At 67.7% G+C, this 23,360-nt stretch carries 28 protein-coding genes; 14 read left to right on the forward strand and 14 right to left on the reverse strand.

Going from position 1 to position 23,360, the window contains the following annotated elements:
* Positions 1–4 precede the first annotated feature (4 nt).
* The 3 genes from HNQ07_RS20675 to HNQ07_RS20685 all read right to left on the reverse strand — a co-directional run bounded on the left by HNQ07_RS20675 (position 5) and on the right by HNQ07_RS20685 (position 2,206).
* Positions 5–571 carry a hypothetical protein gene (locus tag HNQ07_RS20675; protein WP_184115338.1) on the reverse strand — a complete coding sequence of 189 codons (567 nt, stop codon included), beginning with the start codon at positions 569–571 and terminating at the stop codon, positions 5–7.
* Positions 572–704: 133 nt separating this feature from the next.
* Positions 705–1,298 (reverse strand): DedA family protein, encoded by a 594-nt coding sequence (locus HNQ07_RS20680; protein WP_184115340.1) that lies wholly within the window; start codon positions 1,296–1,298, stop codon positions 705–707.
* Positions 1,299–1,399: 101 nt separating this feature from the next.
* Positions 1,400–2,206 (reverse strand): COG4705 family protein, encoded by an 807-nt coding sequence (locus HNQ07_RS20685; protein WP_184115342.1) that lies wholly within the window; start codon positions 2,204–2,206, stop codon positions 1,400–1,402.
* Positions 2,207–2,435: 229 nt separating this feature from the next.
* Here HNQ07_RS20685 and HNQ07_RS20690 point away from each other — a divergent pair, with 229 nt between their 5' ends.
* From HNQ07_RS20690 to HNQ07_RS20720, 7 genes are all read left to right on the forward strand, one after another.
* Positions 2,436–3,440, forward strand: coding sequence for an ABC transporter substrate-binding protein (locus tag HNQ07_RS20690; protein WP_184115344.1), 1,005 nt, complete (start codon positions 2,436–2,438; stop codon positions 3,438–3,440).
* Positions 3,441–3,528: 88 nt separating this feature from the next.
* Positions 3,529–5,241: an ABC transporter permease gene (locus tag HNQ07_RS20695; protein WP_184115346.1), complete on the forward strand. Its 1,713-nt coding sequence runs from the start codon at positions 3,529–3,531 to the stop codon at positions 5,239–5,241.
* The gene (locus tag HNQ07_RS20700; RefSeq protein ID WP_184115348.1) at positions 5,238–6,329 is read left to right on the forward strand and encodes an ABC transporter ATP-binding protein; all 1,092 of its coding nucleotides are present in this window, start codon (positions 5,238–5,240) and stop codon (positions 6,327–6,329) included. The genes HNQ07_RS20695 and HNQ07_RS20700 overlap by 4 nt, the downstream gene beginning before the upstream one ends.
* A 64-nt stretch (positions 6,330–6,393) precedes the next feature.
* Positions 6,394–7,149, forward strand: coding sequence for a COG4280 domain-containing protein (locus HNQ07_RS20705; RefSeq protein WP_184115350.1), 756 nt, complete (start codon positions 6,394–6,396; stop codon positions 7,147–7,149).
* Positions 7,146–7,340, forward strand: coding sequence for a hypothetical protein (locus HNQ07_RS20710; protein WP_221275259.1), 195 nt, complete (start codon positions 7,146–7,148; stop codon positions 7,338–7,340). Before HNQ07_RS20705 ends, HNQ07_RS20710 begins: the two co-directional genes overlap by 4 nt.
* A gap of 69 nt (positions 7,341–7,409) precedes the next feature.
* On the forward strand, positions 7,410–7,820 hold the full coding sequence (locus HNQ07_RS20715) for a hypothetical protein (RefSeq protein ID WP_184115351.1): 411 nt from the start codon (positions 7,410–7,412) through the stop codon (positions 7,818–7,820).
* Between the two features lie 114 nt (positions 7,821–7,934).
* Positions 7,935–8,759, forward strand: a complete 825-nt coding sequence (locus tag HNQ07_RS20720) for an undecaprenyl-diphosphate phosphatase (RefSeq protein WP_184115352.1) — start codon at positions 7,935–7,937, stop codon at positions 8,757–8,759.
* Between the two features lie 4 nt (positions 8,760–8,763).
* Here the strand turns inward: HNQ07_RS20720 and HNQ07_RS20725 are convergent, their stop codons facing one another.
* From HNQ07_RS20725 to HNQ07_RS20735, 3 genes are read right to left on the reverse strand one after another with little or no spacing between them, the layout of a single operon-like run.
* A complete protein-coding gene (locus HNQ07_RS20725; protein ID WP_184115353.1) occupies positions 8,764–10,050 on the reverse strand; it encodes an ATP-binding protein in 1,287 nt (428 codons plus the stop codon).
* Positions 10,047–10,715: a response regulator transcription factor gene (locus HNQ07_RS20730; protein ID WP_184115354.1), complete on the reverse strand. Its 669-nt coding sequence runs from the start codon at positions 10,713–10,715 to the stop codon at positions 10,047–10,049. Before HNQ07_RS20730 ends, HNQ07_RS20725 begins: the two co-directional genes overlap by 4 nt.
* Positions 10,716–10,759: 44 nt before the next feature.
* Positions 10,760–11,167, reverse strand: a complete 408-nt coding sequence (locus HNQ07_RS20735; RefSeq protein ID WP_184115355.1) for a hypothetical protein — start codon at positions 11,165–11,167, stop codon at positions 10,760–10,762.
* Positions 11,168–11,427: 260 nt separating this feature from the next.
* Here HNQ07_RS20735 and HNQ07_RS20740 point away from each other — a divergent pair, with 260 nt between their 5' ends.
* Positions 11,428–11,904 carry a sulfocyanin-like copper-binding protein gene (locus tag HNQ07_RS20740; protein WP_184115357.1) on the forward strand — a complete coding sequence of 159 codons (477 nt, stop codon included), beginning with the start codon at positions 11,428–11,430 and terminating at the stop codon, positions 11,902–11,904.
* 166 nt (positions 11,905–12,070) lie between these two features.
* Here HNQ07_RS20740 and HNQ07_RS20745 read toward each other — a convergent pair whose 3' ends face one another.
* The 8 genes from HNQ07_RS20745 to HNQ07_RS20780 all read right to left on the reverse strand — a co-directional run bounded on the left by HNQ07_RS20745 (position 12,071) and on the right by HNQ07_RS20780 (position 19,599).
* A complete protein-coding gene (locus tag HNQ07_RS20745; protein WP_184115359.1) occupies positions 12,071–13,012 on the reverse strand; it encodes a PIG-L deacetylase family protein in 942 nt (313 codons plus the stop codon).
* Entirely contained in the window at positions 13,009–13,677 is a 669-nt protein-coding gene (locus HNQ07_RS20750) for a hypothetical protein (protein ID WP_184115361.1), read from the reverse strand. Before HNQ07_RS20750 ends, HNQ07_RS20745 begins: the two co-directional genes overlap by 4 nt.
* Positions 13,674–14,969 carry a histidine kinase dimerization/phospho-acceptor domain-containing protein gene (locus tag HNQ07_RS20755; protein ID WP_229832279.1) on the reverse strand — a complete coding sequence of 432 codons (1,296 nt, stop codon included), beginning with the start codon at positions 14,967–14,969 and terminating at the stop codon, positions 13,674–13,676. The genes HNQ07_RS20750 and HNQ07_RS20755 overlap by 4 nt, the downstream gene beginning before the upstream one ends.
* Positions 14,966–15,637: a response regulator transcription factor gene (locus HNQ07_RS20760; RefSeq protein WP_184115363.1), complete on the reverse strand. Its 672-nt coding sequence runs from the start codon at positions 15,635–15,637 to the stop codon at positions 14,966–14,968. The genes HNQ07_RS20755 and HNQ07_RS20760 overlap by 4 nt, the downstream gene beginning before the upstream one ends.
* Positions 15,637–16,287, reverse strand: coding sequence for a phosphatase PAP2 family protein (locus HNQ07_RS20765; protein WP_184115365.1), 651 nt, complete (start codon positions 16,285–16,287; stop codon positions 15,637–15,639). Before HNQ07_RS20765 ends, HNQ07_RS20760 begins: the two co-directional genes overlap by 1 nt.
* A 183-nt stretch (positions 16,288–16,470) precedes the next feature.
* Positions 16,471–17,598, reverse strand: a complete 1,128-nt coding sequence (locus tag HNQ07_RS20770) for a type I restriction endonuclease (RefSeq protein ID WP_184115367.1) — start codon at positions 17,596–17,598, stop codon at positions 16,471–16,473.
* A 155-nt stretch (positions 17,599–17,753) separates the two neighbouring features.
* Positions 17,754–18,368 carry a hypothetical protein gene (locus tag HNQ07_RS20775; protein ID WP_184115369.1) on the reverse strand — a complete coding sequence of 205 codons (615 nt, stop codon included), beginning with the start codon at positions 18,366–18,368 and terminating at the stop codon, positions 17,754–17,756.
* Positions 18,369–18,378: 10 nt separating this feature from the next.
* Positions 18,379–19,599, reverse strand: a complete 1,221-nt coding sequence (locus tag HNQ07_RS20780) for a helix-turn-helix domain-containing protein (RefSeq protein WP_184115371.1) — start codon at positions 19,597–19,599, stop codon at positions 18,379–18,381.
* Positions 19,600–19,761: 162 nt separating this feature from the next.
* On the opposite strand from HNQ07_RS20780, the gene HNQ07_RS20785 reads away from it, so the two are divergent.
* From HNQ07_RS20785 to istA, 6 genes are all read left to right on the forward strand, one after another.
* The gene (locus HNQ07_RS20785; protein WP_184115372.1) at positions 19,762–19,929 is read left to right on the forward strand and encodes a hypothetical protein; all 168 of its coding nucleotides are present in this window, start codon (positions 19,762–19,764) and stop codon (positions 19,927–19,929) included.
* Between the two features lie 112 nt (positions 19,930–20,041).
* The gene (locus tag HNQ07_RS20790; protein WP_184115374.1) at positions 20,042–20,776 is read left to right on the forward strand and encodes a multiubiquitin domain-containing protein; all 735 of its coding nucleotides are present in this window, start codon (positions 20,042–20,044) and stop codon (positions 20,774–20,776) included.
* Positions 20,777–21,283 carry a hypothetical protein gene (locus HNQ07_RS20795; protein ID WP_184115376.1) on the forward strand — a complete coding sequence of 169 codons (507 nt, stop codon included), beginning with the start codon at positions 20,777–20,779 and terminating at the stop codon, positions 21,281–21,283. It abuts the gene before it with no gap.
* 1 nt (position 21,284) lies between these two features.
* A complete protein-coding gene (locus HNQ07_RS20800) occupies positions 21,285–21,863 on the forward strand; it encodes a Mov34/MPN/PAD-1 family protein (RefSeq protein ID WP_184115384.1) in 579 nt (192 codons plus the stop codon).
* A complete protein-coding gene (locus HNQ07_RS20805) occupies positions 21,850–22,656 on the forward strand; it encodes a BilD N-terminal domain-containing protein (protein ID WP_184115386.1) in 807 nt (268 codons plus the stop codon). Before HNQ07_RS20800 ends, HNQ07_RS20805 begins: the two co-directional genes overlap by 14 nt.
* 87 nt (positions 22,657–22,743) lie before the next feature.
* Positions 22,744–23,360, forward strand: a 617-nt coding sequence (gene istA, locus HNQ07_RS20810) for an IS21 family transposase (RefSeq protein ID WP_184115388.1), incomplete at its 3' end; no start/stop codon positions are given.

Below are 23,360 nucleotides of genomic sequence, written 5' to 3' on the forward strand. Positions count from 1 at the left end.
CCGCTCACCGCCAGCGCAGCGAGTCGGACATCTGCTTCCAGGCGTCCACATTGTCCGAGCCCAGCGGGGCGGAGAACCGCAGCAGCACCCGTTTCCCAGCGTGCGAGAGCACATACAGCTCGTTCTCCAGTGCCGGGGCGCGGCCGGTCACGGCGTTCACCGGCCCGGTGGACGTGAAGCTCGCCCGGATGGCCGGCCCGGACGGCAGCGTCACCGCCTTTACGGAGGTGACCTTGAGGTTTGCGACGGTCTTCGCCAGGGCCGTCACTTCTGTCGCCCTCACGCTGGCCAGCGTGGGTATCCCGGTGGTATCGGTCGTCCAGACCTCCACCGCACCGAGTTTGGACGTGAAGGTCACGTGCGTGCCGCTCACGGCGCGGGCCCAGCCCTCCGGCACCTCCAGCGAGTACCCGCCGGCCGCGCCCTCGTAGCGCACGAAGGCCTGATTGTCGGGAATGTCGCCGACTGGGTGGGTTTCCGGGGCGACCTGGGTGGACGTCTGCGCCTGGGCGGCGAGGGGAACCAGGGCCGCTGTCAGGAGCAGCGCGGTGGTGTGCAGGAACTTGCTCATGGTGAACCTCCACCGTGACCGTAAAGCCGGGATGTTGAGGTGCGGTAAAGACCACGCCAGAACGTGGAGCGTGCAAACAGCGCCACGAGGGGCAGCAGGAATCGGCTGCCCCTCGCCATGACGCTTTGCCCGCTTACTTGGCGGTCGCCCGGACCCGGCGCACTTCCAGGGCCACGGGAATGAAGCTCAGCAGCACCACCACGCCGACGAGCAGCAGGATGTACCGGTCGAGGTTGGGAATCAGGCCACCCAACGCGTACCCGAGCAGCGGCACACTCAATGCCCACAGCAGGCCCCCGATCACGTTGTAGGTCAGGAACTTCGGGTAGGACATGCCACCTACCCCGGCCATGGTCGGGGCGATGGTGCGCACCACCGGCACGAAGCGCGCCAGAATCAGCGCCCGACTCCCATGCCGGTCGAAGAACGCCTGAGTGCGCTGCACGTACTCGGGCCGCAGCAGACGACTGTCCGGACGGTTGAAGACGCCTGGACCGAACCTCCGGCCGATGGCGTACCCGACACTGTCTCCCAGGATGGCGCCAGCGGCCACAGCAAGCATCAGTCCCGGCAGGTTCAGCGTGCCCTGTTTGGCGAGCAGGCCCGCCGTGATCAGCAGGCTGTCGCCGGGCAGGAAAAAGCCGGCCAGCAGGCCGGACTCGGCGAAGACCATGCCGAAGATGCCGGCGTAGGAAACACTCTGGATCAGGTGCGGGAGATCGAACATGGCTGGAGCTTAAGCAGCGCAGGTAAAGGGTCGGTATACCCGCGAAGTGGGGGATCCGGGTTCCTCGTGAGGGTGACCGGAATCCCCACCTGAGCCCATGCTCAGGCCGCTTCGATGTCTGTCGGCGCGAGCGCCACCTGATCGCGGCGCGTCACGGCGAGGTAGCTCACGACGCCCAGGATGGCCAGCAGGAAGATCCCGCTGGTGGCCGTGGTGCCCAGGCCCAGCCCGCCATCGGCCTTCGCCTGCGACAGCGAGTCGCCGATGGACGCGCCCAGCGGCCGGGTCAGGATGTACACGATCCAGAACGTCAGGATGCCGTCGAGTTTCAGGTAAACGTGGGCCAGGGCCGCGAGGACGATCAGGCCGGCGAACAGCCCCACCGATACGAAGTACCCGAGTTGCAACTGCTCGGCCACCAGGTCGCCGGTCGCGGTGCCCAGGGCGAAGGTGAACAGCACCGCCAGCCAGTAGAAGGCTTCGCGCCGCGCCGTGAAGATCGAGTGGATCGACAGGGTGCCCTCGCGCCGCCACCACGCGAAGAAGGTGAGCGCCAGGGCCACGGCGAAGATGGCGCTGCTCGTCCACAGGCTGACGCCCAGGTTGTCGGTCAGGTTGTCGGTGATCAGGGTGCCGACCACGCTGATCAGCACGATGGCCGTCCAGTAGATGCCGGGAACGTAGCGGGTGGAGCGGAACTGTGCGATGAGGACGGCGATCAGGAGGGCGCCCATGACCAGGGTGGTGCCGCTCAGACCGAGCTTGAGGGTGGTGTTGAGGTCGTCGGCAGCGGTTTCACCGACGGTGGTGGCGAGCACCTTGATGCTCCAGAAGAAGGCCGTGACCTCCGGCACCTTGCTGATCAGGGTGCGCAGCGACGGGGCCTGGGCGCTGAGGGCGGAGGTCACCGGGCACGTCCTGTGGGAGGGGGCGGCTGAACCTGGGGGGAGCAGATGGGCAGGGTCTCGTTCATGGGGCCTCCGGCGCACTCAGCGCTGGCGCACCATCACCTCTCCGGGTTAAGCCCAGGTATAGGCATCAGCACGCGTCTGTCACGGCCGCGCGGCTGACTTCAGCCTGACAGCGCGGGCGTCATGTGGCGGGCAAGACCCGCCCCACGCGACCCTGGAGGACGCCATGAACCGATCTATCCTGCTGTTGTCTGCCCTGTGCCTGACCGCCACCGCCTCTGCCCAGACGCCCGCGCCGATCGTGATGTACTCGGCCATCGGGTACGCGCAGAACGTCATTGACGCCTTTACTAAGAAGACCGGGATTCCGGTCAAGATGGTGGATCTGTCCACCGGCCCGCTGGTGGCCAAGGTGCAGGCCGAGAAGCAGAATCCGCAGTGGAACGTGGTGTGGTTCGACGGGGCCGAGGCGATGCGCGACCTGGCCAACCAGAACATGCTCCTGAAGGGGTGGGAGCCGGACGTGAAATGGAACGCGCTGTCCAAACAGGTGCGCCCCGCCGACAAGGCCTACATTCCTGGCGGCGTGACGCTGGCTGGCGTGTTCATCGTGAACACCAAGCTGGTGCCGGATAGCAAGATGCCCGTCAGCTGGGCGGAGCTGAGCAAGCCCGAATGGAAAGGGCTGGTCGGCATGCCCAACCCGGCGGTGTCCGGCCCGACGTACCCGCTGGTGGCGGGCCTGATGCAGGCCATGGGCGGCGAGGCGCAGGGGAAAGCGGTGCTGAGCAGCGTGAAGGCCAACGGCCTGCAGGTGTTCGACACGAACGGCCCGATGATCAAGCAGCTGCTCTCCGGCGGGATCGCCATCGCCGCCGCGCAGAGCACCCGCGCGGTGGACGCGCTGATCAAGAAAGAGGCCGTGAAGGTCGTGTATCCCAAGGGCGTGTCCCTGCTGCCCTCTGATTTCGGCATCAGCGCCAAGGCCAGCCCGGCGGTGCAGGACAGCGTCAAGAAGTTCATCGAGTTCTTCCTGTCCCCCGAGGGGCAGGCGGCCGCCCTGAACTCCGGGGACAGTGACGGTTACTTCTACCCGCTGGTCGACGGGGTGAGCGCCAACGCCCTGGCGACGCCCATCGAGAAGGTCGCGTTCCTGAAGGTCGATCCGCTCGTGTGGGGTCCGCGCGAGGCCGAGATCAACACGTGGTTCGCGAACACCATCGCGCGCTGAGTCGGTGGCCGCGCTGAACACCCGATTCCTGAGCGTCGGTGCCCGTCCACGGCCAGGGGGGCACCGGCCGTACCGCATTCTGACCCATGTGGCCGGCGCGGCGCTGCTCGTGGTGGTGGGCGTGCTGCTGCTCTACCCACTGCTGAGCTTCCTGCTGCTGTCGTTCGTCCCCGGCCTGTTCGGACAGGCGGGGGGAGGAGTGGGCTCGTTTGCCCGGGCGCTCGACGGCTACGCGCTCGAAGCGCTGCGGAACTCGCTGCTCGTCGGCGTGGTGTCGGCGGTGATCTCCGCGGCGCTGGGCCTCCTCCTGTCTTGGCTGGCGCGGCGCACCACGCTGCCTGAGGGCCGCGTCATCGAAGGCCTGATGTGGGTTCTGCTACTCACGCCGTCGTACCTGGTGTCGGTCGGATGGCTGGCCCTGATTCAGCGGGGTGGGGTGCTGTCCGGCCTGGGCCTCGACTGGCCGGGCCTGCGCACGGTCATCCTCGGGCCGAGCGGGGTGATCCTCGTGCTGGCCCTCGCGCATGTGCCCTTCTCGTACCTGGCGACGGCGTCGGCATGGAGTGGCGTGGGGGGCGAGCTGGACGAGGCCGCGCGCGTGCATGGCGTCCGCCCGTCCCGGCGCACCTGGCTGACGGTGCGGCTGCTGGCACCTGCCGTTGCCGCCGCGTTTGCGGTGTCGTTCGCGGAGTCGCTGGGAGATTTCGGGGTGGCGAGCACCCTCGCGGCAAACGCGCACTTCCCGGTGGCGACCTTCGCGATCTACCGGGCACTGTACGCCAATCCGCTGGACTTCCCGCTGGCCTCGGCGACCAGCTGGCTCCTGCTGCTCATCACGGGCGTGGCGCTGCTGCTGCAGGCGCGGGTGGCCCGGCGGGCCCGGGCGTACGCGTCCCTGACCGGGCGTTCCAGACCGCCGCGCCGGGTACCGCTTGGATGGGCCGGCACCGTCACGGCCCGGCTGGGCCTGACCGCGCTGGTGCTCCTCGCGCTGGGCATCCCGGCCCTGGGAACGGTGGTCAGCGCGTTCCTGAGGCGCATCAGTGACGGCCTGAGCGTCCCGAACATCACGCTGGAGTACTTCGTGGCGGCGGCCCACACGGGTCTGGGCGGGCCATTCATGTATTCGGCACTGCTGGCCGTGCTGGCGGCCACAGTGGCGGTCGCGCTCGGACTGGGCCTGGCCGGCCTGCTCAGCCGGCCCACGCCGCTGGCGCGGGGCCTTGACCTGGCGCTCCTCGGCGCGATGGCCACGCCGGGCCTGGTGCTCGCTGCAGGGTATATTTTCGCGTTCAACCGGCCGTTCCTGCCGTTGTACGGCACGTCGTGGCTGCTCGGCGTCTCGTACGCGGCGGGGGGCATGCCGAGCACCAGCCGGTTGCTGCTGGGGCCGGTCACGCAGCTCCACCGCAGTCTCGGTGAGGCGGCGCGCACGCACGGCCTGGGGCCGGGCGCGGTGCTCCGCACCATCACGGTGCCGCTGCTGGCCGCGCCCCTGTTCTCGGCGTGGCTGCTCTCTGCGACGCATATCATGTTCGAGCTGCCGATGAGTCAGCTGCTGTATCCACCGGGCTCCCCGCCGCTGCCGGTGGCGCTGGTGAGCTGCTCGAACAACTTCGATTACTCGCTGGGCGCGGCACTGGAACTGGAAGCGGTCGGGCTGGTGCTGCTGGCCGTGTGGGCACTGCGCTGGATCTTCGCCCGGGTGGTACCGGCCGGGTGGCAGCGCGCCACAGTGCCAGCCACTCCGTCGGCGGTGGAGCCCCACCCCGCATCCATACCGCCGGCCGGTACTGCGTGAGTGGCCTAATCATCGAGGTGGCGTCCCGCCGCTTTGGCAGCGTGCAGGCGCTGGACACCGTCAGCCTCTATGTGCAGGCCGGCGAGTTCGTGGTGCTGCTCGGGCCGTCCGGTTCCGGGAAGACCACGCTGCTGCGGGCCCTGGCCGGACTGGAGACGCTCGACGCGGGCCGGATCACATTGGGCGGGCGCGTGGTTGAGGACGCCAGCCGGGGCCTGCGCGTCCCGCCAGAGGAGCGCCGACTGGGCATGGTCTTTCAGGAGTACGCGCTGTGGCCCCACCTGAGCGCCCTGGAGAACGTGGCCCTGCCGCTGCGCGAGGCCCGCCACCGCGACTGGCGGGAGCGGGCCCGGCGGACGCTGGAACGCGTAGGCCTCGACGCCCACGCGGCCCGGTTTCCGTTTGAGTTGTCCGGCGGGCAGCAGCAGCGGGTGGCGCTGGCCCGCGCGCTGGCCGGGGAGCCGGAGGTGTTGCTGTTTGACGAGCCGCTTTCGAACCTCGATGCGCAGCTCCGTGATGAGCTGCGCCTGGAGATCGCGCAGCTCACCCGCGAGGGCGGCGTCACGGCCGTATACATCACGCATGACCAGGCGGAGGCGTTCTTCCTCGCGGATCGGCTGGGCGTGATGCGTGCCGGGCAGCTGGTGCAGTTCGCACCGCCCGAAGAAGTGTACGCGGCGCCCGCCACGCTGTTCGTCGCTGGGTTCACCGGCGCCGCCGGCCAGGTGAGCGGCGTGGTGGACGGAGGGGCCGTGCGCTGCGGCACCGTGAGCGTAACCCTGCCGGCACCCGCCCGGCTGCAGGGACCGGTGCGCCTGGCGCTCCGTCCGGACGCCTTGATCCTCCACGACACCCCCCAGCCGAATGCGTTCACGGCCCGTCCGGTACACTGCGCGTACGTCGGCGGGTTCTTCCAGGTATGGCTGACCCTGGACAGCGGCGAACGGGTGCTGGCACACTGCCCGCACCGGGTACCAGATGGAACGGTCGTGTGGATTACCCTCGATCCGCAGCGAACCCTGGTGTATGCCGACGCCGCCCTGCCTGCGGAACAGACGGTAGGACAGTCAGTTCCAGCGGCCCGCTGAGACCACCCAGCTGGCCCTTTTCCACGATCCATGGCAGCGCGGGTGCGCTGCCCAAGGTGAATCCATGAATGGCATTTTTCTGTTTCTGTCGTCGTTTCTCGCGTCCTCGGTGGAGATGGTCGAGGCGCTGACCATCGTGCTGGCGGTGGGCCTCACACGCGGCTGGCGCTCCGCCCTGATCGGAACGGCCGCCGCCCTGGCCGTACTGGCCATCATCGTCGCTCTTTTCGGACCGGTGCTCGGTCGCATTCCGTTGCAACCCCTGCGCCTGATCGTGGGCGGCCTACTGCTCGTCTTCGGCGTGCAGTGGTGGCGCAAGGCCATGCTGCGCGCCAGCGGCTTCAAGGCCCTGCATGACGAGGACGTCACCTTCGCCGAAGAGACCACCGCCGCACGGGCGCAGGGCGCGGTGGCCCCCGGCGCTCTGGACTCGTATGGGTTCGCACTGACCTTCAAGAGCGTGCTGCTCGAGGGCCTGGAGGTGGCGTTCATCGTGGTGACCTTCGGCGCCAGCGCCCAGCGGCTCGGGCTGGCCGCCTGGGGGGCCGGTGCCGCGCTGCTGGTCGTCCTGGGCCTGGGCCTGCTGATCCACCGGCCGCTCAGTCAGGTGCCGGAAAACACCCTGAAGTTCACGGTCGGCGTGATGCTCACCACCTTCGGCACGTTCTGGGCGGCCGAGGGGGCCGGAGCAGTGTGGCCCGGCGGAGATACGGCGATCCTCGGTCTGCTGGTCGTGTACGCGGCCGCGTCGTATGGGTATGTGTCGTGGCTCAGGCGGCTGCACACGGCCCGGGCGGCGCGCACGGAGGTGACCGCGTGAAGTACGTGACAAGCTTCTTCCGGTTCTGGTACGACTTCATCGTCGGGGACGACTGGACGGTGGCGGCCGCCGTGGTCGCGGCATTGATCGTCACGGCGCTCCTCGCCCACCTCGCGGGCGCGTGGGTGGTGCTGCCGCTGGCCGTGCTGGTCTTCGTCGCCGTCAGCCTGTGGAAGGCCAGCCGCTCCTGAACGCCGTTCCCGGCTATACCTTCCCTAAAGGTGGGCCGCCTAAAACAGAAGGCGTAAAGGAGATTCACCATGAAAAAGACCCTTCTGTATACCGTACTACCCTTCGCCGCCCTGTTCAGCCAGGTTCACGCTGCGCCGCTGGATGTTCCACAGGCAACCATCGTCAGCGAATCAAAAGGGGGCGGATACACTCCAGATAATCAACTCTATACCGAGAGTGCGTGGCAGAGTGTCATTATCCCTGAAGTCGCCATGTCCAAGCTGGGAACTTTCAAGAATATACAGCTCGCCGTTGTGAACATGCCCAACAATGTCCACTTCAAGCTCCTGCCCCAGGAAGCGCCCGGACAGGTGGGCCTGTCGATCTGGCGGACGAACAAGACCCAGCGGGTCGGTCAGGTCGGCCTCTTTACCCTGACGAATCCCGTCACCCACTTCAGCTACACCTTCCAGGCCATGGTGATGGGGGCCGGCACCTGAGCGTGACCACATGACCCTCCCCCAGGGTGTCGAAGCCGCGGACTGCAGGGTTCGCGGTTTTGCGTGTGCCATGGGTATACCTGGGCTTTACCTGCATTCCATACCGTCACGTCCATGACTCCAGAACTCCAGGCGGTGATCCTCGGCGTGGTCGAGGGCCTCACCGAGTTCCTCCCCGTCTCCTCCACCGGTCACCTGATCGTCGCCGAGAGCCTGATCGGCTACCGCGATACCGGGGAGGTCTTCACCGTCGTTATCCAGCTCGGCGCGATCCTGGCCGTGATCCTCTACTACTGGCGGCAGCTGATCGGGCAGCTCACCCGCCTCTTCCAGGGCAGCGCGCCCGCCCGCACCTTCTGGCTGAACCTGATCGTGGCCTCGGTGCCGGCCGCCCTGCTGGGGCTGCTGTTCGAGAAGGCCATCAAGGCCGCCCTGTTCTCCCCACTGACCGTGGCGATCAGCGCCATCCTCGGTGGGATCATTCTGTGGTGGGTGGACACCCGGCGGCATGAGGCCACGGTCGAGCTGACCGAGCCCGACCTGGACAGCGTCACCATCCGGCAGGCAGCGCTGATCGGGGTGGCGCAGGCGGTCGCGATCATTCCCGGCGTATCCCGCAGCGGGGCCAGCATCGTCGGCGGCCTGCTCACGGGCCTGAACCGCGTAACAGCCACGGCCTTCTCGTTCTTCCTGGGCATCCCGATCCTGGGCGGCGCGGGCCTGTACAGCCTGTACAAGGCCCGGCACGCGCTGGGCAGCATTCCCGGCGGGAGCGTCACGCTGGTCATCGGGACGGGCGTGGCCTTCGTGACGGCGCTACTGTCGGTGACGTGGCTGCTGCGCTACGTGTCCACGCATGACTTCCGGGGCTTTGCGGTCTACCGGGTGATCATGGGTGTGGTCATCCTGGCCCTGCTCGCGGCCGGCGCGCTGAAGTGACGGCTCATGGTCTGCGGGCCAGTGCAGGCACGTCCGTCAACCAGCCGGACAAGCCCGCGTCGCCACTGAGATTCAGTGTGATCCTGAGGCCGTGTGGCGTGACCGGCTGAACCTGGAGTACGCCGCCGTGCACTTGGCAGATCCGCGCGACGACGGCCAAGCCCAGGCCACTACCGTCAGTGACGCTCCCCGGCGCGCGATAGAACTCCTTGCCCAAGTGCGCCAGGGCCGCGCCCGGAACGCCGGGCCCTTCGTCTTCCACGCTGACGTAGACTCGGTTTGCCCGTGTCTGCACCTGAAGCCGGATGCTGGCGCCCGGTGCGTGCCGGGCCGCGTTGAGCAGCAGGTTCTCCAACGCCTGCGTGAGCAGGGCCTCGTTGCCCCGCAACTGGACGTGCGCCGGGCCATCATAGGCCGCGCCGTGTCTGCGGGCCAGCGACTGAGTACACGCGCCGATGTCGAAGGGCACCAGTTCGGCCCGGTTCTCACGGGCGAGGGTCAACAGCGCTGTGGTCAGGTGGGTCAGGCGGGTCACCTGCTCATCAGCAGTCTGCAGGATCTCATCGTCGCTCACCCAACCGTGGCGATGCGCATCCAGTTGTACGCGCAGTGCCGTCAATGGGGTGCGCAGCTCGTGCGCCGCGTGTCGGGTGAACTCGGTCTCGCGTTGGCGGAAGGCCTGCAGGCGCTCCAGCATGGCGTTGAAGGTACGGGCCAGCCGGGCGACCTCCCCGCCGCCCTGCGGCAGTGGCACCCGGGCGCTCAGGTCGCCGGAGGCCGTGACCTGCTCGGTGATGTCGAGCATGTGATCGAGCGGTTTCAGCGCGCCGCGGCTGAGCAGCGCCGCCACGGCAGCGCCCAGAACCGACATCACCGTCACGGAGTACAGCACCGTGCGCAGGTAGGCATTGACGCCCAGATGGTAGGCGTGCAGCGGGAGCGTGGCCTCGAGCTCGGTCCCCGGCCCCAGCGCCGGGAGTGGCGTCCGCCGGATGATCCAGCTGGTGTCGCCATCCGCGTCTGAAGTGTTTGGAAAGGCCCCACCGAATTCCTGCATGGGTTTCCCGTTCTTGAGCAGCCGGGCACGGATGCCGGACTCGCTCGCCACGGCGCGCAGCGACTCGCCTTCCGCCTGATCACGCACGAACGACGCGAGGTAGGTATCCAGATCCGTGTTCACGTCACGCAGGGCCGTCTGTCGGAACTCCAGGTAGCCGAACAGGCCCTGCGCGACCAGCGCGACCGCCACCGTCAGCGCGATCAGGCCCGCCAGGCGGGCGTGCAGGCTCATGTGAGTGCGCCAGTCCCCAGACAGTACCCGCGCGCGTCGGTGCGGATCACCTCGGGCCCGAGTTTGCTCCGGAGGTGGTGCACGCACACCTTCACGGCACCGGGATCCGAGGCTTGCCCATCCCACACCAGATCGAACAGCTCCGTCGAGGGGTACAAGCGGCCTGGTGAGCGCGCCAGTCGTTCGAGCAGCGCGTACTCCCTCCCGCTCAACGATACGGGCTGGCCCGCCCAACACACCGTCTGCCGGGAAAAATCCAGCTCGAGTGCACCCACCGTGACGCGGTCACTGCGCAGGTCGCTGGCCCGTCGCAGCAGGGCGCGAACACGGGCAAGCAGTTCCGGCAGATCGAAAGGCTTGACGAGGTAGTCGTCACCCCCCAGATCCAGGCCTTCCACCCGGTCCCCGCTGGTGTCCCGCGCGGTCAGGAAGAGCAGCGGCCCCCGATAGCCGGCAGCACGCACCTCCCGCGCCAGCGTGAAACCGCCGGAGGCGTCATCCGGAAGGCGGACATCCAGCAGGGCGAGGTCAGGCTCCGTATCCACGAACGAGGCCCTGCCCGCCTCCAGGGTTCCTGCGTGCCGCACTTCATGTCCCTGACTTTCCAGCGCTCGGCGCAGCGGCATCGCGATAGCCTCCTCATCCTCGACCAGCAATATCCGCATGGTTCAGCGTACTCGCGCAGCGGGTTTGAGCGCAGCACGTCGCGTCAACACAGGACTTCCACCATGAACAGCCCGTAGTGGTTCACGTCATGGCCGCCCCGACGCTGGAACGCGGAATGCAGGGCCGGCAGGTGGCGCCCCACGCCGTGACGCAGGGCCACCACGTGGCGGCCGGCGGCCAGTTGCGCGCCGTAGTGCTCAATGAAGTCCCGTTCGCGGGTCAGGCCCTGCAGTATCCGCGTCACCCTGCATGCCGTCCCATGATGCGCGCCGGTCACGTCCAGGGCGATCAGGCCGTCTGCCCCACTGAGGACCTCCGTGTGGGCCAGGCCCAGTTCACGCAGGTCACGGCACAGCAGCTCGGCGGCGTCGGGCGTGTCCAGCACGCCGTACACGGCGCTGTGGGCGGAGAAAGCGAAGTGGTACGGGCTGGGGCGCATGTGTGCAGTCATGGGGTCTCCTGGGCTCAGCGCCGAATGGGAGGGTTTCCGCCGCGCTGCTGATGTGCTGCGCAGCGTGACTGGCCGCAGTTAAGGGCCGGTTACGGCACCTGGCCCGCAGTCATAACCTCGCCGTAACCGGCGCTCCCTACAGTGAACACAGGCGAGGCGGTCAGGCCACGTCCGGCCGCGCCCCGGCCCTCCCCCGCCTGCCCGGCCCTGACGGGCGGCGACCTCCCCTCCCCCTCTCGCCATCACGAACCAGGAGACCCATGAACTTCATTCCCATCCTGTTGACTGCCGTCCTGCTGGGCACCGCCCACGCCGCCTCCCCCGTGCAGACCAAGGGCTCGGCCGTGACCATCGACCTGATCGCCGGGCAGGGGAGTACCAACGGCGGTCTGAATTTCAACGGCGGTGCCAGGGGTGATCGCACCTTCACCGTGCCGCTCGGAGCGACCGTCACCGTCAAATTCAAGAACATGGGCATCATGCCGCACAGTTTCGTGATCCGGCAGGGCGGCGCCGCCCCGACCGATGCGGACGCCAGCGACGCGGTCTTCACGTCCGGCTACGCGCCCGCCAAGGTCGAGGCCGGCATCAGACCAGGAGCCACCACCCAGGTGGTCTTCAAGGCCAGCAAGGCCGGATCGTACTACTTCGTGTGCGGCGTCCCCGGGCACGCCATGGGTGGGCAGTACATCCGCCTCGTGGTGTCGAAGGCCGCCACGGTCGCCTCGTTCAAGTGAAGCCGCCGGCGTGACGTGTCCAAGTCCATGAGCAGGCACGCTCGACTCCGCATTCTCCAGGTCGTGAGCGCCCCGCATACTGTTCCAGACGGCTGGGTTGGCGAGGGCGGTGCCTGTTCATCTTCTGCACGGCGGCAGTCCCGCGGCCACATTGCACCGGGCCGCCTCAGGGCGCACTGAGCAACTCGTTGCGGCGCACGAACGCCCGCATGAACCGGCCGAGGATGCGGGTCTGCGTGCCGTAGGCGTCCACGGCCGCAAGTTTGGTCGCCGCCTGGGCGTCGGCCAGGTCGACCCGCTGCCAGGGCGTGAGGGGGGCCAGGGGCGGCACCGTCAGGGACAACTGCGGGTGCAGGCCCTTGGGTAGCGGCCATTCCAGGCCGCCGTGAACCATCCAGAAGCGCAGGTGGGCCGTCTGCTGCCGGTGGGCGAGCAGGCGCTGCGCGATGGACGAGAGGGTGTGGTGATCCGGGTGGAAGTCCTGCGGGGAGGGCACGAGCACCAGATCCGGCTGAACGCGGTCAAGCACGCGCCCCAGGTCGGCCTCCAGCGCCTGACCGGTGTACGGGGCTCCGGGCGTCAGGGCCCCCGTGATATACACGGCCGCTGCCGCCGTGGTCGGGACGGTGTACGCCCGCGCGTAGTTGGTGGTGTAAAGACTGTGGAGACCGCCATCCGGGTAACCGAGCATGACCGTGTGGGCCGCGTCGACGCCCAGCAGCGCGGCGGCGCGGCGGGCCTCCAGGACGCGCGCGTTGCCGAGCGCCCGCATGTCCTGGGCGCTGGGATCGAGCACCCGGCGCGTCACCATGGCATCGAACTCGAAGCCGTCCCCGGCGGTCGCCCACACGATGGTGACGTCCGCGCCGGCCGCGCGGGCCTGCTGGATCATCCCGGCGCAGCACAGCGTCTCATCATCCGGGTGGGGGGAGAGCATCAGCACGCGCTGGCCACGGGTGAAGGCCGGCGCGGGTGGGAGCGCCGCCACCCGGTCGGCCCCGGCGTCGTACAGCTGCGCCACCTGCGGGGAGTTGATCCACGCAGCCAGGATCAGCAGGGCCAGCAGCGTCAGGGGAAGCACGAGTGGGCGAACCTTCGGGCGCTTCATTTGAGGATGTTCACCGCCCGGCTGGCCACCAGGACGACCGTGAGCATGGACGTGGCGGCCTGCAGCATCATCAGCCCCTTGGCCCGCCGGCTCAGCGGCAGCGCGTCCGTGGGGCTGAACGCCGAGCCGTTGGTGAACGCCAGGAAAAGATAGTCGAGGTACATCGGCCGCCACGGGGGCATGGTCGGTGTCAGGCCCATCTGCGGGTACCGGAAGTCCGGGGGCGTGCCCGCCAGGGCCCGGCGCAGCGGGCCAGCCTGATCCAGCTCCCAGTACCACAGGCTGAAGACCAGCACGTTGGTCACCCAGATGTTCAGCGCGCCGGCCAGCAGGCTGACCCCACTGGCGCTGCTGCCACGCAGCAGGCTGAGCACCAGCAGAGCCAGCGAGGACAGGTTGGTCAGATGCAGCAGGGCGATCACGGCGATGGCCAGGTGGCGGCTGTCGCGGGCCCAGGTCAGGGCCTGGGGGCCCATCCGGATCAGGTGCCGGCGGGCCCGACCGCGCACGACCACCAGGGGCAGGAGCAGCAGCACCTCCAGGCTGGGGAGCAGCCACGTGGGCCCGAGGGTCAGGTGTTCGCTCAGCACCAGGTTCAGGCCGATCACGGCCAGGATGGCGAGGCGCGCCGGCCACAACGACTCGGGCGGCGGGGGCGCCGTCATGGGGCGGGGAACCTGAGGTGAACCTGGAAGGTGGTGGCCGTCCACTGCGGGATAAGCTGGGCCTGCCAGCGCCGGGCGAGGGCGTCGACGAGCGCCAGGCCCAGACCGCTGCCTGCGACGGCCTGCACGTCCAGTCCACGCTCGAAGGGTTGCAGCAGCCGCAGCCAGTCCTCCCGCAGCGGGCCGGAACCAGCGCTCTCCACCATCAACTCATGTCCGGCTGCCCGCAGGACGACCGCCTCCCCCTCTCCGTATTTGAGGGCGTTTTCCAGCAGGTTGCTCAGCGCCCGCGCCACCCCATCGTGCTCCGCGTTCACGCGGGCGGGTTCGACCTGCAGGATGAAGCGCTTGCCGTAATTGAGGGCCGTGTCCTCCAGCGCCTGGGTGACACCGACGGCCACCGCGGCCAGGTCGACTGGCGCCAGGGCGGCCGGGGCCTCCGTGCGGGCCAGGGCCAGCAGGCCCTCGGTGATGGTCTGCAGTTCCTCGACCCGTCCGCGCATGCCGTGCAGGGCGCGCTCGTACTCGGCCGCGTCACGGGGCTTGCGCAGGGTCAGGTCGAGCCGGCCGCGCAGCACGGTCAGGGGCGTGCGCAGCTCATGTGCAGCGGTGCGCGCGAAGGCCTTCTCCCGCTCGATGGTGCCCGCGAGCCCGTCAAGCATGGAGTTCACGGTTCTCGTCAGGCGGGCCATCTCATCGTTGCCCGGTGCCTGCAGCACGCGCTCCGCGTAGTCACCCCGCCGGGCGATCGCGTCGGCGGTTCGGGCCACGGCGTCCACTGGGCGCAGGGCGCGGTCGGCGAGCCAGTACCCGGCGGCGCACGCGGCGGCGATCATGAACACGCTACCGATCAGCAGCAGTTTTGCCAGCGTCTCCAGGAAACCCGAGAGGGCCTCGGTGGAGCGCGAGACCCGCAGCACCAGGCCGTCGGCGGGCAGGGTCAGCACCCGGCGGGCATCTTCGGTGGTCAGGCCGGATGTGACGGGAAAGCGCGCCTGCGCTCCTTCCGAGCCGTTCCCAGCCCGCGTAATCACCTGCCCGTCCGGCCGCAGCAGTTCGATGCTCAGGTCGGCGCTGGGCTTGAGATCCGGCGTGAAGGTCGCCTCACCACCGACCCGCTCAATGCTGGCGCGCGCCACGCTGGCCGTCTCCTGCAACGTGGCGTCCAGGGAGGCACCCAGGGCCCGCTCCGCCGCGAAGTACACGCCACCGCCACCGAGCATGATGGTCACGGCGAACACCAGCGCGTACCCGAGGGTCAGTTTCACCCGCAGGCTCAGGTGCTGGATCACTCCACACCGCCCAGCCGGTACCCGGTGCCGCGCAGCGTGACGATCAACGCGTCGTCGGTCTTGCGGCGGATGATGCTGACGTACACGTCGATCAGTTTGGGTTCCACGCCCGCCTCGCCGCCCCACAGCCGGTTGATGATCTCGTCCCGGGTGAACACCCGCCCGGGATGCAAGGCGAGCAGTTCCAGCAGCCCGAACTCCCGGCGGGCCAGGTCGGCGCGGAGGCCCGCACGGTAGAGTTCCCGGCCCGCGAGATCCATGACCCAGCCGCCAGGGAGGGCGAGGGTGTTCTGGGCGTTGCCGCTCGCGCGGCGCAGCAGGGCCCGCACCCGGGCACTGAGTTCCGTGAAGTCAAAGGGCTTGAGCAGGTAGTCGTCTCCACCAGCGTCGAGCCCCTGGACGCGGTCGGCGACCGTGCCACGCGCCGTGAGGTACAGGATCGGCGTGACGAGGCCGCCCACGCGCAGCTGTCGGCCCAGCACATAGCCGGCGTCGATGCCCTCGGGCAGCATCACGTCCAGGATCAGCAGGCTGTACGGGAAGAGCTGTGCGAGCTCGGCCCCCACCGTGGCGCTGGGGGCCACGTCGACCTCATAGCCGTCCTCGCCCAGGCCATCACGGAGCAGTTCGGCGATGTGCGGGTCATCCTCGACGACCAGCAGGCGCATCAGGCGCGCCTCAGGAACGGCAGGACCGCGAGCGTGGCCATCACGCACATCAGCCCCGTCAACGCCCCGGCGAGCACGTCCGTGGGGTAGTGCACGCCCAGCACCACGCGCGTGAAGCCCATCAGCGCAGCGTAGACGACGCCTGTGCCCAGCACCACCCACCGCCAGCGGCTCCGCCAGGCCAGGACGACCAGCACGGTGGCCAGGGCCGACGCGGCGGTCGCGTGCCCACTGGGGAAGGACAGGCCCGAGACGTGCACGTCACTTGGCCACAGGTCTGGACGCGGCCGACCGTACGCCACCTTGAGCAGCCACTGCGCCGCCTCGGCCAGCCACAGGCCCACACCCGCGAAGACTGCGAAGGAGCGCTCCCCCAGGAACCACAGAACCAGCGGCAGCAGCAGGAACAGTGGCGTGGTGACCCACGGGCCGCCCACGACATTCATGATCTGCCCGAAGATCTGCAGGCCTGCCCCAGTGTGCGCGTGCAGCCACGTCATGGCGCTGATATCCAGCGTGACCGGCTGGCGTTCCAGAACTTCCTGTCCCAGGATCAGCACGCCGGCAGCGGGTGCAGCCGCTCCGGCGGCGGGCCAGATCCACAGTGGGCGCGTTGCTGTGGAGGGCGTCTGAATGGGGGCGGTCATCATGCCGCGCAGCATGCCGAAGACAGGTTAAGCTGGGGTATACCGGGGCTGGGGCTCTGAACGCCACGCGCCGATCATCGAGGCAAGGCGCAGAGTGGGAAGCAGGCGCAGCATGGCCCGACGTGGCGGGACTGTGCGTGGTTTACCCAGCGGCACGCGTGTCTCCTCTGACGTCACACTGGGTTCTTAACGGACCACGCCGGTGGCGGGATGGAACTCCGGCAGATAGTGCCGAACCGTGGCCCGCAGAGCCTCGCCGTGCCGATACAGATCGGTCACGGCTGTGAGATCGTGCCGGGTCTCGGTGCGATCCTCGTTGTCGAACAAGCCCACCTGCCAGCGCTTGCCGTTCAGGTACAGCCGGCACACCGGCTTGCGGTTGTTGTCGTCGAACAGCACGCCGCAGTAGCTCTGCACATCCCGCATCACCACCCGCGTGACGTCCGTCTCGGACGCCACGATCGCCCGCACGATCAGGAAGGCCTCGTACTCCTCCGTGGTCGTCGTGACCAGGGATGCGGGCTCGGCGCCCACAGCCTCGGGTCGGGTCTCAGACATCGCGGCTGGGAGCGCCACATCCTGCGCGCCCTGCTGCCCGATGACGCCCTTGAGCCGCTCGCTGAACACGTCGCTCAGGTGCGCCTGATACGCCTTGCTGATGAACGGGATGAACTGCTGGCGCACCTTCGCCGTGATCGTCCCCTGGTGCACCTTCCCGATCAGCAGTCGCGCGAAGTCCTCGCTGGGGTTCAGCAGTTCCTCGGCCAGCGCCCGCTTCAGCTCACGGACGTACTTCAGCTCACTGGCGGTGCTGAGGATGGTGTCCACGTTGAACTGCGCCCGCGTGAACTTGCGCAGCTCGTCCAGGTCACCGTCGCGCAGGCCCAGCAGGTCGACCTTCAGGAAGGGCTGTGGATCCATCTTGTTTGGCGCGTCTAGGTCGGTGAAGAACCAGTACTGCACTCCGTTGGTCAGGACGCTGAAGCGGACGTTGCTGACGTGAAAGTAGCGGAACAGCTGGGAGTACTCTGCCTCGCGCAGGTTGCTGGTGTGCGCCTTGCACTCGAAGATCATGCTCGGCTTCCCGTCGTGCAGGATGGCGTAGTCGACCTTCTCGCCCTTTTTCAGGCCGACATCGGCGACCAGCTCGGGCGTGACCTCCATAGGGTTGAACACGTCGTAGCCGAGCAGCTGAATGAAGGGCAGCACGAAGGCGTGCTTGGTGGCCTCCTCGGTGGCGATGTTGACCCGCTGGGCGGCGATGCGGGTGGCGAGTTCACGGAGGCGGTCGGCGAAGTCGGGTGTCGCGGTCATGGATCTCCCTGGTGCAGCGTGATCCCTCAGGCGTACCACGCGGGGAGTGGTCTGTCGTGCTGATGTGACCGCACCCGACCTCGTGCCACACCGCAAAGAGAGGGCCAGTCGCCACATGTGGCTGTACTGGCCCTCTCCCTTACAGGAACCCTGGGCTACCAGTACTCCCCGTCTAGCAGCTCAGAAAGAGTTTTTCTCGGTGCCCAGCGCCAGACTTCCTGAACCGCGGCCCAATGCGTTTCTGCCTCAGGCAACGTCAGGGCCCCAGTTGCCATTTGTTCGGCAAGCAACCCCGGTGTTCCCACGACCTGAAAAGCCCGGTAGGCAACGCCGGGACGAGATTGGCGGTTCAGGTTCTGGATGGTCAGGTAAGCCCCACGGTCGTCCGTGCAGATGCGGAGGCCGGTCTCGTAAGCTTGAAGGATCACCTCCTTCTCGCCGGCGTGGATGGCCGGCAGGGTCTGCGCGTCCAGCGCAGCGAGCAGCTTCACGGCCCCAGGGCTGAGCGTCGAGGCGTCCGGACTGTCCAGCACCGTGATGCCCAGGGCCGTGTACTGCTGCGGGTAGGCCTGGAAGCGCGCCGACCGGACTTGTGCCGTCGCGGGATTCGTCGACAGCGTGGCGGCATCGTGCTTCTCGACACCCACCAGGAGTTCCTGGTGGACACGGCATGGAATGGCCAGATCCCCGCCCACCCAGCGCCGCAGGGTCGCCACTTCACCCAGCACCACAAAGTGCCGGATCGTCACGGTGTCGAGAATCACGACCATAGGCATCCCCTCAGGCCACGTGCTCGTCGTAGAACGCGAGCTCGCTGTCGAGATCCGGCTCCTTCTGGCCGATCACGTACAGGTAACGTTCAAGTTCCTCGAGACTGAGCAGCATCGCCTCAGCCGCCGCAGCCTGGGAGAGCAGGCCATCCTCTAGGCCACTCAAGACCAGAGTGACGTAGGCCTTGGGCAGACCAGACACGATCGCCTCCGGCGTGCTCGAAGGAGGCGTTCCATACTCCCAGGGCTCTAGGACATAGCCCAGCCGCGTGGCACGGCTCAGCGGCGACACCAGCTTGAGCTCGTCAAAGCGCGCAGCGGAAAGGTGGCCCAGACGGCGCAGCCGCACCAGCATGGCCGAGTACGACACCCCGAAATGCCGCTGCAGGTGCACCACGTCATCCGCACCCAGGCCTTCCTCACCCTGCTGCAGGTGCTGGGCGAGGAACAGGTCGATGGCCGTTCGCGGCATCAGGAACGACGAGGCGAAGCGGTCAATCTGGGATTCACTGGGATTCTTCTGTCCCAGGAAGGTCACCGCTGCCTCACCCTGCTTGCGGGCCTCGTAGATGACGTGCCCCAGTTCGTGGGCGGCCGTGAAGATCTGACGGGTCAGGAGCTTATCGCGGTTGACGAGGATCACTGGGCCCAACCCCGGGTAGTTGACGAAGGCCCCTTCCACCCCGTTCTGGCCGAGGGCGATCCGGAAGACCGGAATGCCATGGCTGGAGATCAGGTTGAAGATGCGCGCCCCGACGCTGTCCTCGTCGAGACCCATCTCCTGACGGACGGCCTGGGCATGACCTTCGATGGCGAAATCGCGCAGGCGGCTGTTGCCGCCCTCACGCAGCCAGCGCTCAAGCCGCCCGGGGCCGGTGGACTCGCCGTAATGCGCTTGGAGTTGGGCGTACATCCCACACAGGTGGCCCCACAGCTGGATCGCGGCGCGCGACTCGGCGGAGAGTGGCTGATTGGCGGAGCGGAGTTCCACGGGCACCGCAGTGATATCCGGCTCCTCGTCCATCAGGAACGAGCTGGCGTCGCGGCCATAGAGGCGCGCCAGTTGGAGCAACGTGGTCACGTCGACGGGTCGGTCACCGGTCTCCATGCCGTGGACACGTTGCCGGTCAGTGCCGAGCAGCTTGGCGACGTCGGTCTTGGAGTAGCCGGCGGCCTCGCGCGCGGCCTGCAGGCGGGCGGCCAGACGCGCCTTGGTCTCGTGAGCAGTCATCGGAGTCCCCTAAATCTATATGTTGCATGTCTTCTCCCTTTGCCTACTACATCTGGTAGGTCATGGCTTGCACTCAGCCACCGCCATAGTGTACCATTTCTATGACGCCAACCTCCCGAGTGGGAACACATGTGGTGCGCGGCTCGAAGGAGGTGATGAACAATGGCCAAGAACACCGGACAGAACTACCGCCACGGCGCCGTACGCGGACGCAGCCAGGTGCACAACCCCCGCACCGACAGCTGGGTCAAGCGCGACAGCGCCACCGGACGCTTCAAAGACGGCAAGGCCGACAGCGCGCCCTTCAAGGGGGTGCGCAAAGAAAAGTAAGCCGTCCGGGTCTCGTCCACCCGAACGGCCTCGTCCTGAGCCCCTGGATTGTGGTCTGCAGGTAAGGAAAGTGTATCCACCTGCAGGCCTTCACCACAAGGAGAAGAGTCCCATGGATACGACCGATACGCTCTACCGCATCACCATTGACGGCACCGAGTACACCACCACCGATTCGACCCTCACCCCGGAGCAGCTCCGCCGGATGGCCCAACTCCCGGCCACGCGGAGCCTGCTCCTGCTCCGCACGGGTGGAGACCTCCAGCCGATCACTGAGGGTGCGCTGGTCAACCTGAACGGCCACGGCATCGAGACGTTCATCAGCCGCGACACGCCCCCGGCGCACGACCAGATCCACTACAAGCTCCAGGTGGATCACGAGGTGTACGAAACCCGCAGCGCCACCATGACCGGACGCGACATCAAGGCGCTGGCCGGTCTCCCCGCCACGGTTTCCCTCTACCTGAAGCGGCCCGGGAACGATCAGGCTGTGACAGACGAACAGGTGATCGATCTCAGCCCTGCCGGCATCGAGCAGTTCACCACCCAGGGGCCCGCATCCGCCAACGTTCACGTGAGCGTGACCTACACGACCACCGCCCGGAAAAAGGAAGTCATCGCGCCGCTCACCGACACCCTGCAGATGGTCGTCACCAAGGGCTACGAGAAGCTGGGGGAAACGCCCCGTGACGGCGACGCGGTGCTGACCAGCGCGCAGCCCCGCATCGATCTGCAGCCCCACCTGAATGACACCCTGCACACGCTGCTGGCCGTCGGCCTGGTGGTGGGTACCGCGCCGCACCTCACGCTGAACATTGACATCGAAGCCGCTGCCGGGGGCGCCTGAATGAGCGCGGCCAGTCAGGTTCTTTCCGGGGCATTCCTCACTGAGTTCCTCGAATCGCCCGACTGGCAGCGTGAAGCCGAGCGGTGGGGCTGGGCGATTCAGCGCCCAACCCCGCTGACCCTGGTGGTGTCCCTCAACGCCCGGCCCCTGCCCGGCGTCGATGACACCTTCACGCTGAAGCTCTCATGCGAATTCTGCCCTGACTTTCCCCCCAACATCCTCTTCGTTAACCCCGCCACGCAGGCCTACGATCCCGCCCTCGACCAGCGCCACGTCGCGCAGCTCACCGCCCCGGACTGCCGCACCCACCTGAACTACGGATTTCAAACGCCCTACCCGTACGGACCCCAGCTCGTCTGCACGTCCCTGGGGCACGGGTATTACGTCAGTGGGCACGCACCGACGCCCGATCAACGCTGGGATCCACTTCGGCACAGCGTCGGCAGCGCGATCGCCGTGGTGCAGCGCACCCTCGTCCATCCCCAGCACTACCAGGGCAGGTTCTGAGATGTGGCCCTGGCTCAAGAGACGTCCCCAGGCCCTGCCCGAGCTGCGGTCGCCGCGCGTGCCCGCACGTGTCGTGGTGCCGCGGCACGTCGTCACGGCCACCCATGTGGCCTTCTTGCCATACTGGCAGGCAGGCGTCGAAACCGCAGCCTTCTGGGCCGGGCCCGACTCCGAGGAACGGGGGATCATCACGACCCTCGTGCAGCCTTCCCTCCATCAGACCCCGGGCAACTATCACGTGCCTCCCGCCGCGAGAATGCAGATGGCGCGGCGCCTGGGCGCGCAGGGCCTCGTGGTGTATGCCCAGGTTCACACCCACCCGAGGGCGTGGGTCGGACACTCCTCGTATGACGATGCGCACGCGTACAGCACAGCCGATGGCAGCCTGTCGCTGGTGTGGCCCGACTACGGCCGGGCCTGCCCCCATGACCTGGAGGGCATCGGCCTGCACGTCCGCCTGGACGGTCGGTGGACGGAACTGGTCAGCCAGGAGGAACGGGACGCGCACCTGCAACTGGTCGACGACCACCTCGATCTCCGGTTCAGCATTCAAGCGGGAGGCCTGCATGACGACGAATGATCTCGGCAACCGCCAGCGGGGCGACCTGGACGGGCGTCTGCACCCCGCCCTCCAACCCGCCGCGGTCACGGTCGCCGTGAATGAAGCCGTGGCCCGGTCGCGTCCTGGTCAGCACCTGCTGTGGATGCTGACCAACCTGCTCGCCCGGCAAGTGGACGAGGTTGTTCAGGTGACGGTCGACCTCGACCCCGACGTCGAGGTGCTCCCGGGCATTTCCCCTCTGGTACCGGACGCAGGTTCGTTTGCGGACGCGCTCGCGACAGCGGCCCGGCGAATCAATCCGCACCTCGATATGCACCGGGCCACTCCACCGACCGTGCGACTTCAGGTCGGAGCAGAGCGTGCCGACGTGGACGCAGATATGCACACGCTCTATGTGAGCGCCGCGTCCTGGAGTGGCTATGTCGGTGCCGTCGAGGCGCCCTGGAACGCCACGAGGGATGACAACCCGATTGGACCGTATATTGCCGCCTGCCTCGCAGCAGCCGAGGTGTTCAAACTCGTCCGGGGCGTCCAGGAGGAGTACGGCACCCTGCCTGCCGGCACCTGGTACGACGCCTATCAGCTGACCACGTCGGCCCAGGGCGACCACGGCCCGCCCCTGCCTGAACAGCTGCAGGGCGTACCGGCTGTCCTGGCTGGCGTGGGCGCGGTCGGCAGCGCCCTCCTACACACGCTGTACGCCGTTCCTGGCCTCCATGCGGATCTGATCGCGGTCGACAATGACCCTGACGGCATCGACATCACCAACCTGAACCGGTACACGCTCTTCGATCTGTCGTTGGCGGCCTAAAAATGATCAAAAGTGGCGGATAGGAATTGACCATGCCGAGGTTCGAGCCCCCCACGATCTGCGATTCACTGCGAGTCGGAGGTCGGCATGCTTGGAGGCGCACAGGTGCGGCATATCATCGAGCTCAAGGCGGCAGGTCAGTCCATCAGCGGCATCGCCAAAACCCTGGACGTCAGTCGGAACACCGTCAAGAAGTACCTCCGCGATCCCGGCCTCCCGCAGCCACGCCGACGCACACCTCGGGGCAGCAAGCTGGCCCCGTTCACAGAGTTTTTGACGGGCCGGATCGAGCTGGGCGTCCTGAACGCCGTGGTGTTGTTCCGCGAGCTACAGGAACGCGGGTACGACGGCCAGTACACCGTCGTCAAGGACTTTGTGCGCCCATTTCGGCGGACACACGTGTCCGCCCAGCGCCTGACCACCCGATTCGAGACCCAGCCCGGGGAACAGGCGCAGGTGGACTTCGGGCGGTACAGCTACCGGAATCTTGAGGGCCAGACGTGTTCCATCTGGGCGTTCGTGATGGTGCTGGGCTGGTCACGGGCGTTGTACGTCGAGTTCATCCGCAAGGCCGATACCGCCAGCTTCATCCGGTGTCACGTCAACGCGTTCGCCTATTTCGGCGGGATCACCCAGACCATCCTGTACGACAACACCAAGCAGGTGGTGCTGGAACGCGACCAGACCGGCGCGCCGGTCTGGAA

It is taken from the genome of Deinococcus metalli (assembly GCF_014201805.1).
Lineage (GTDB): Bacteria > Deinococcota > Deinococci > Deinococcales > Deinococcaceae > Deinococcus > Deinococcus metalli.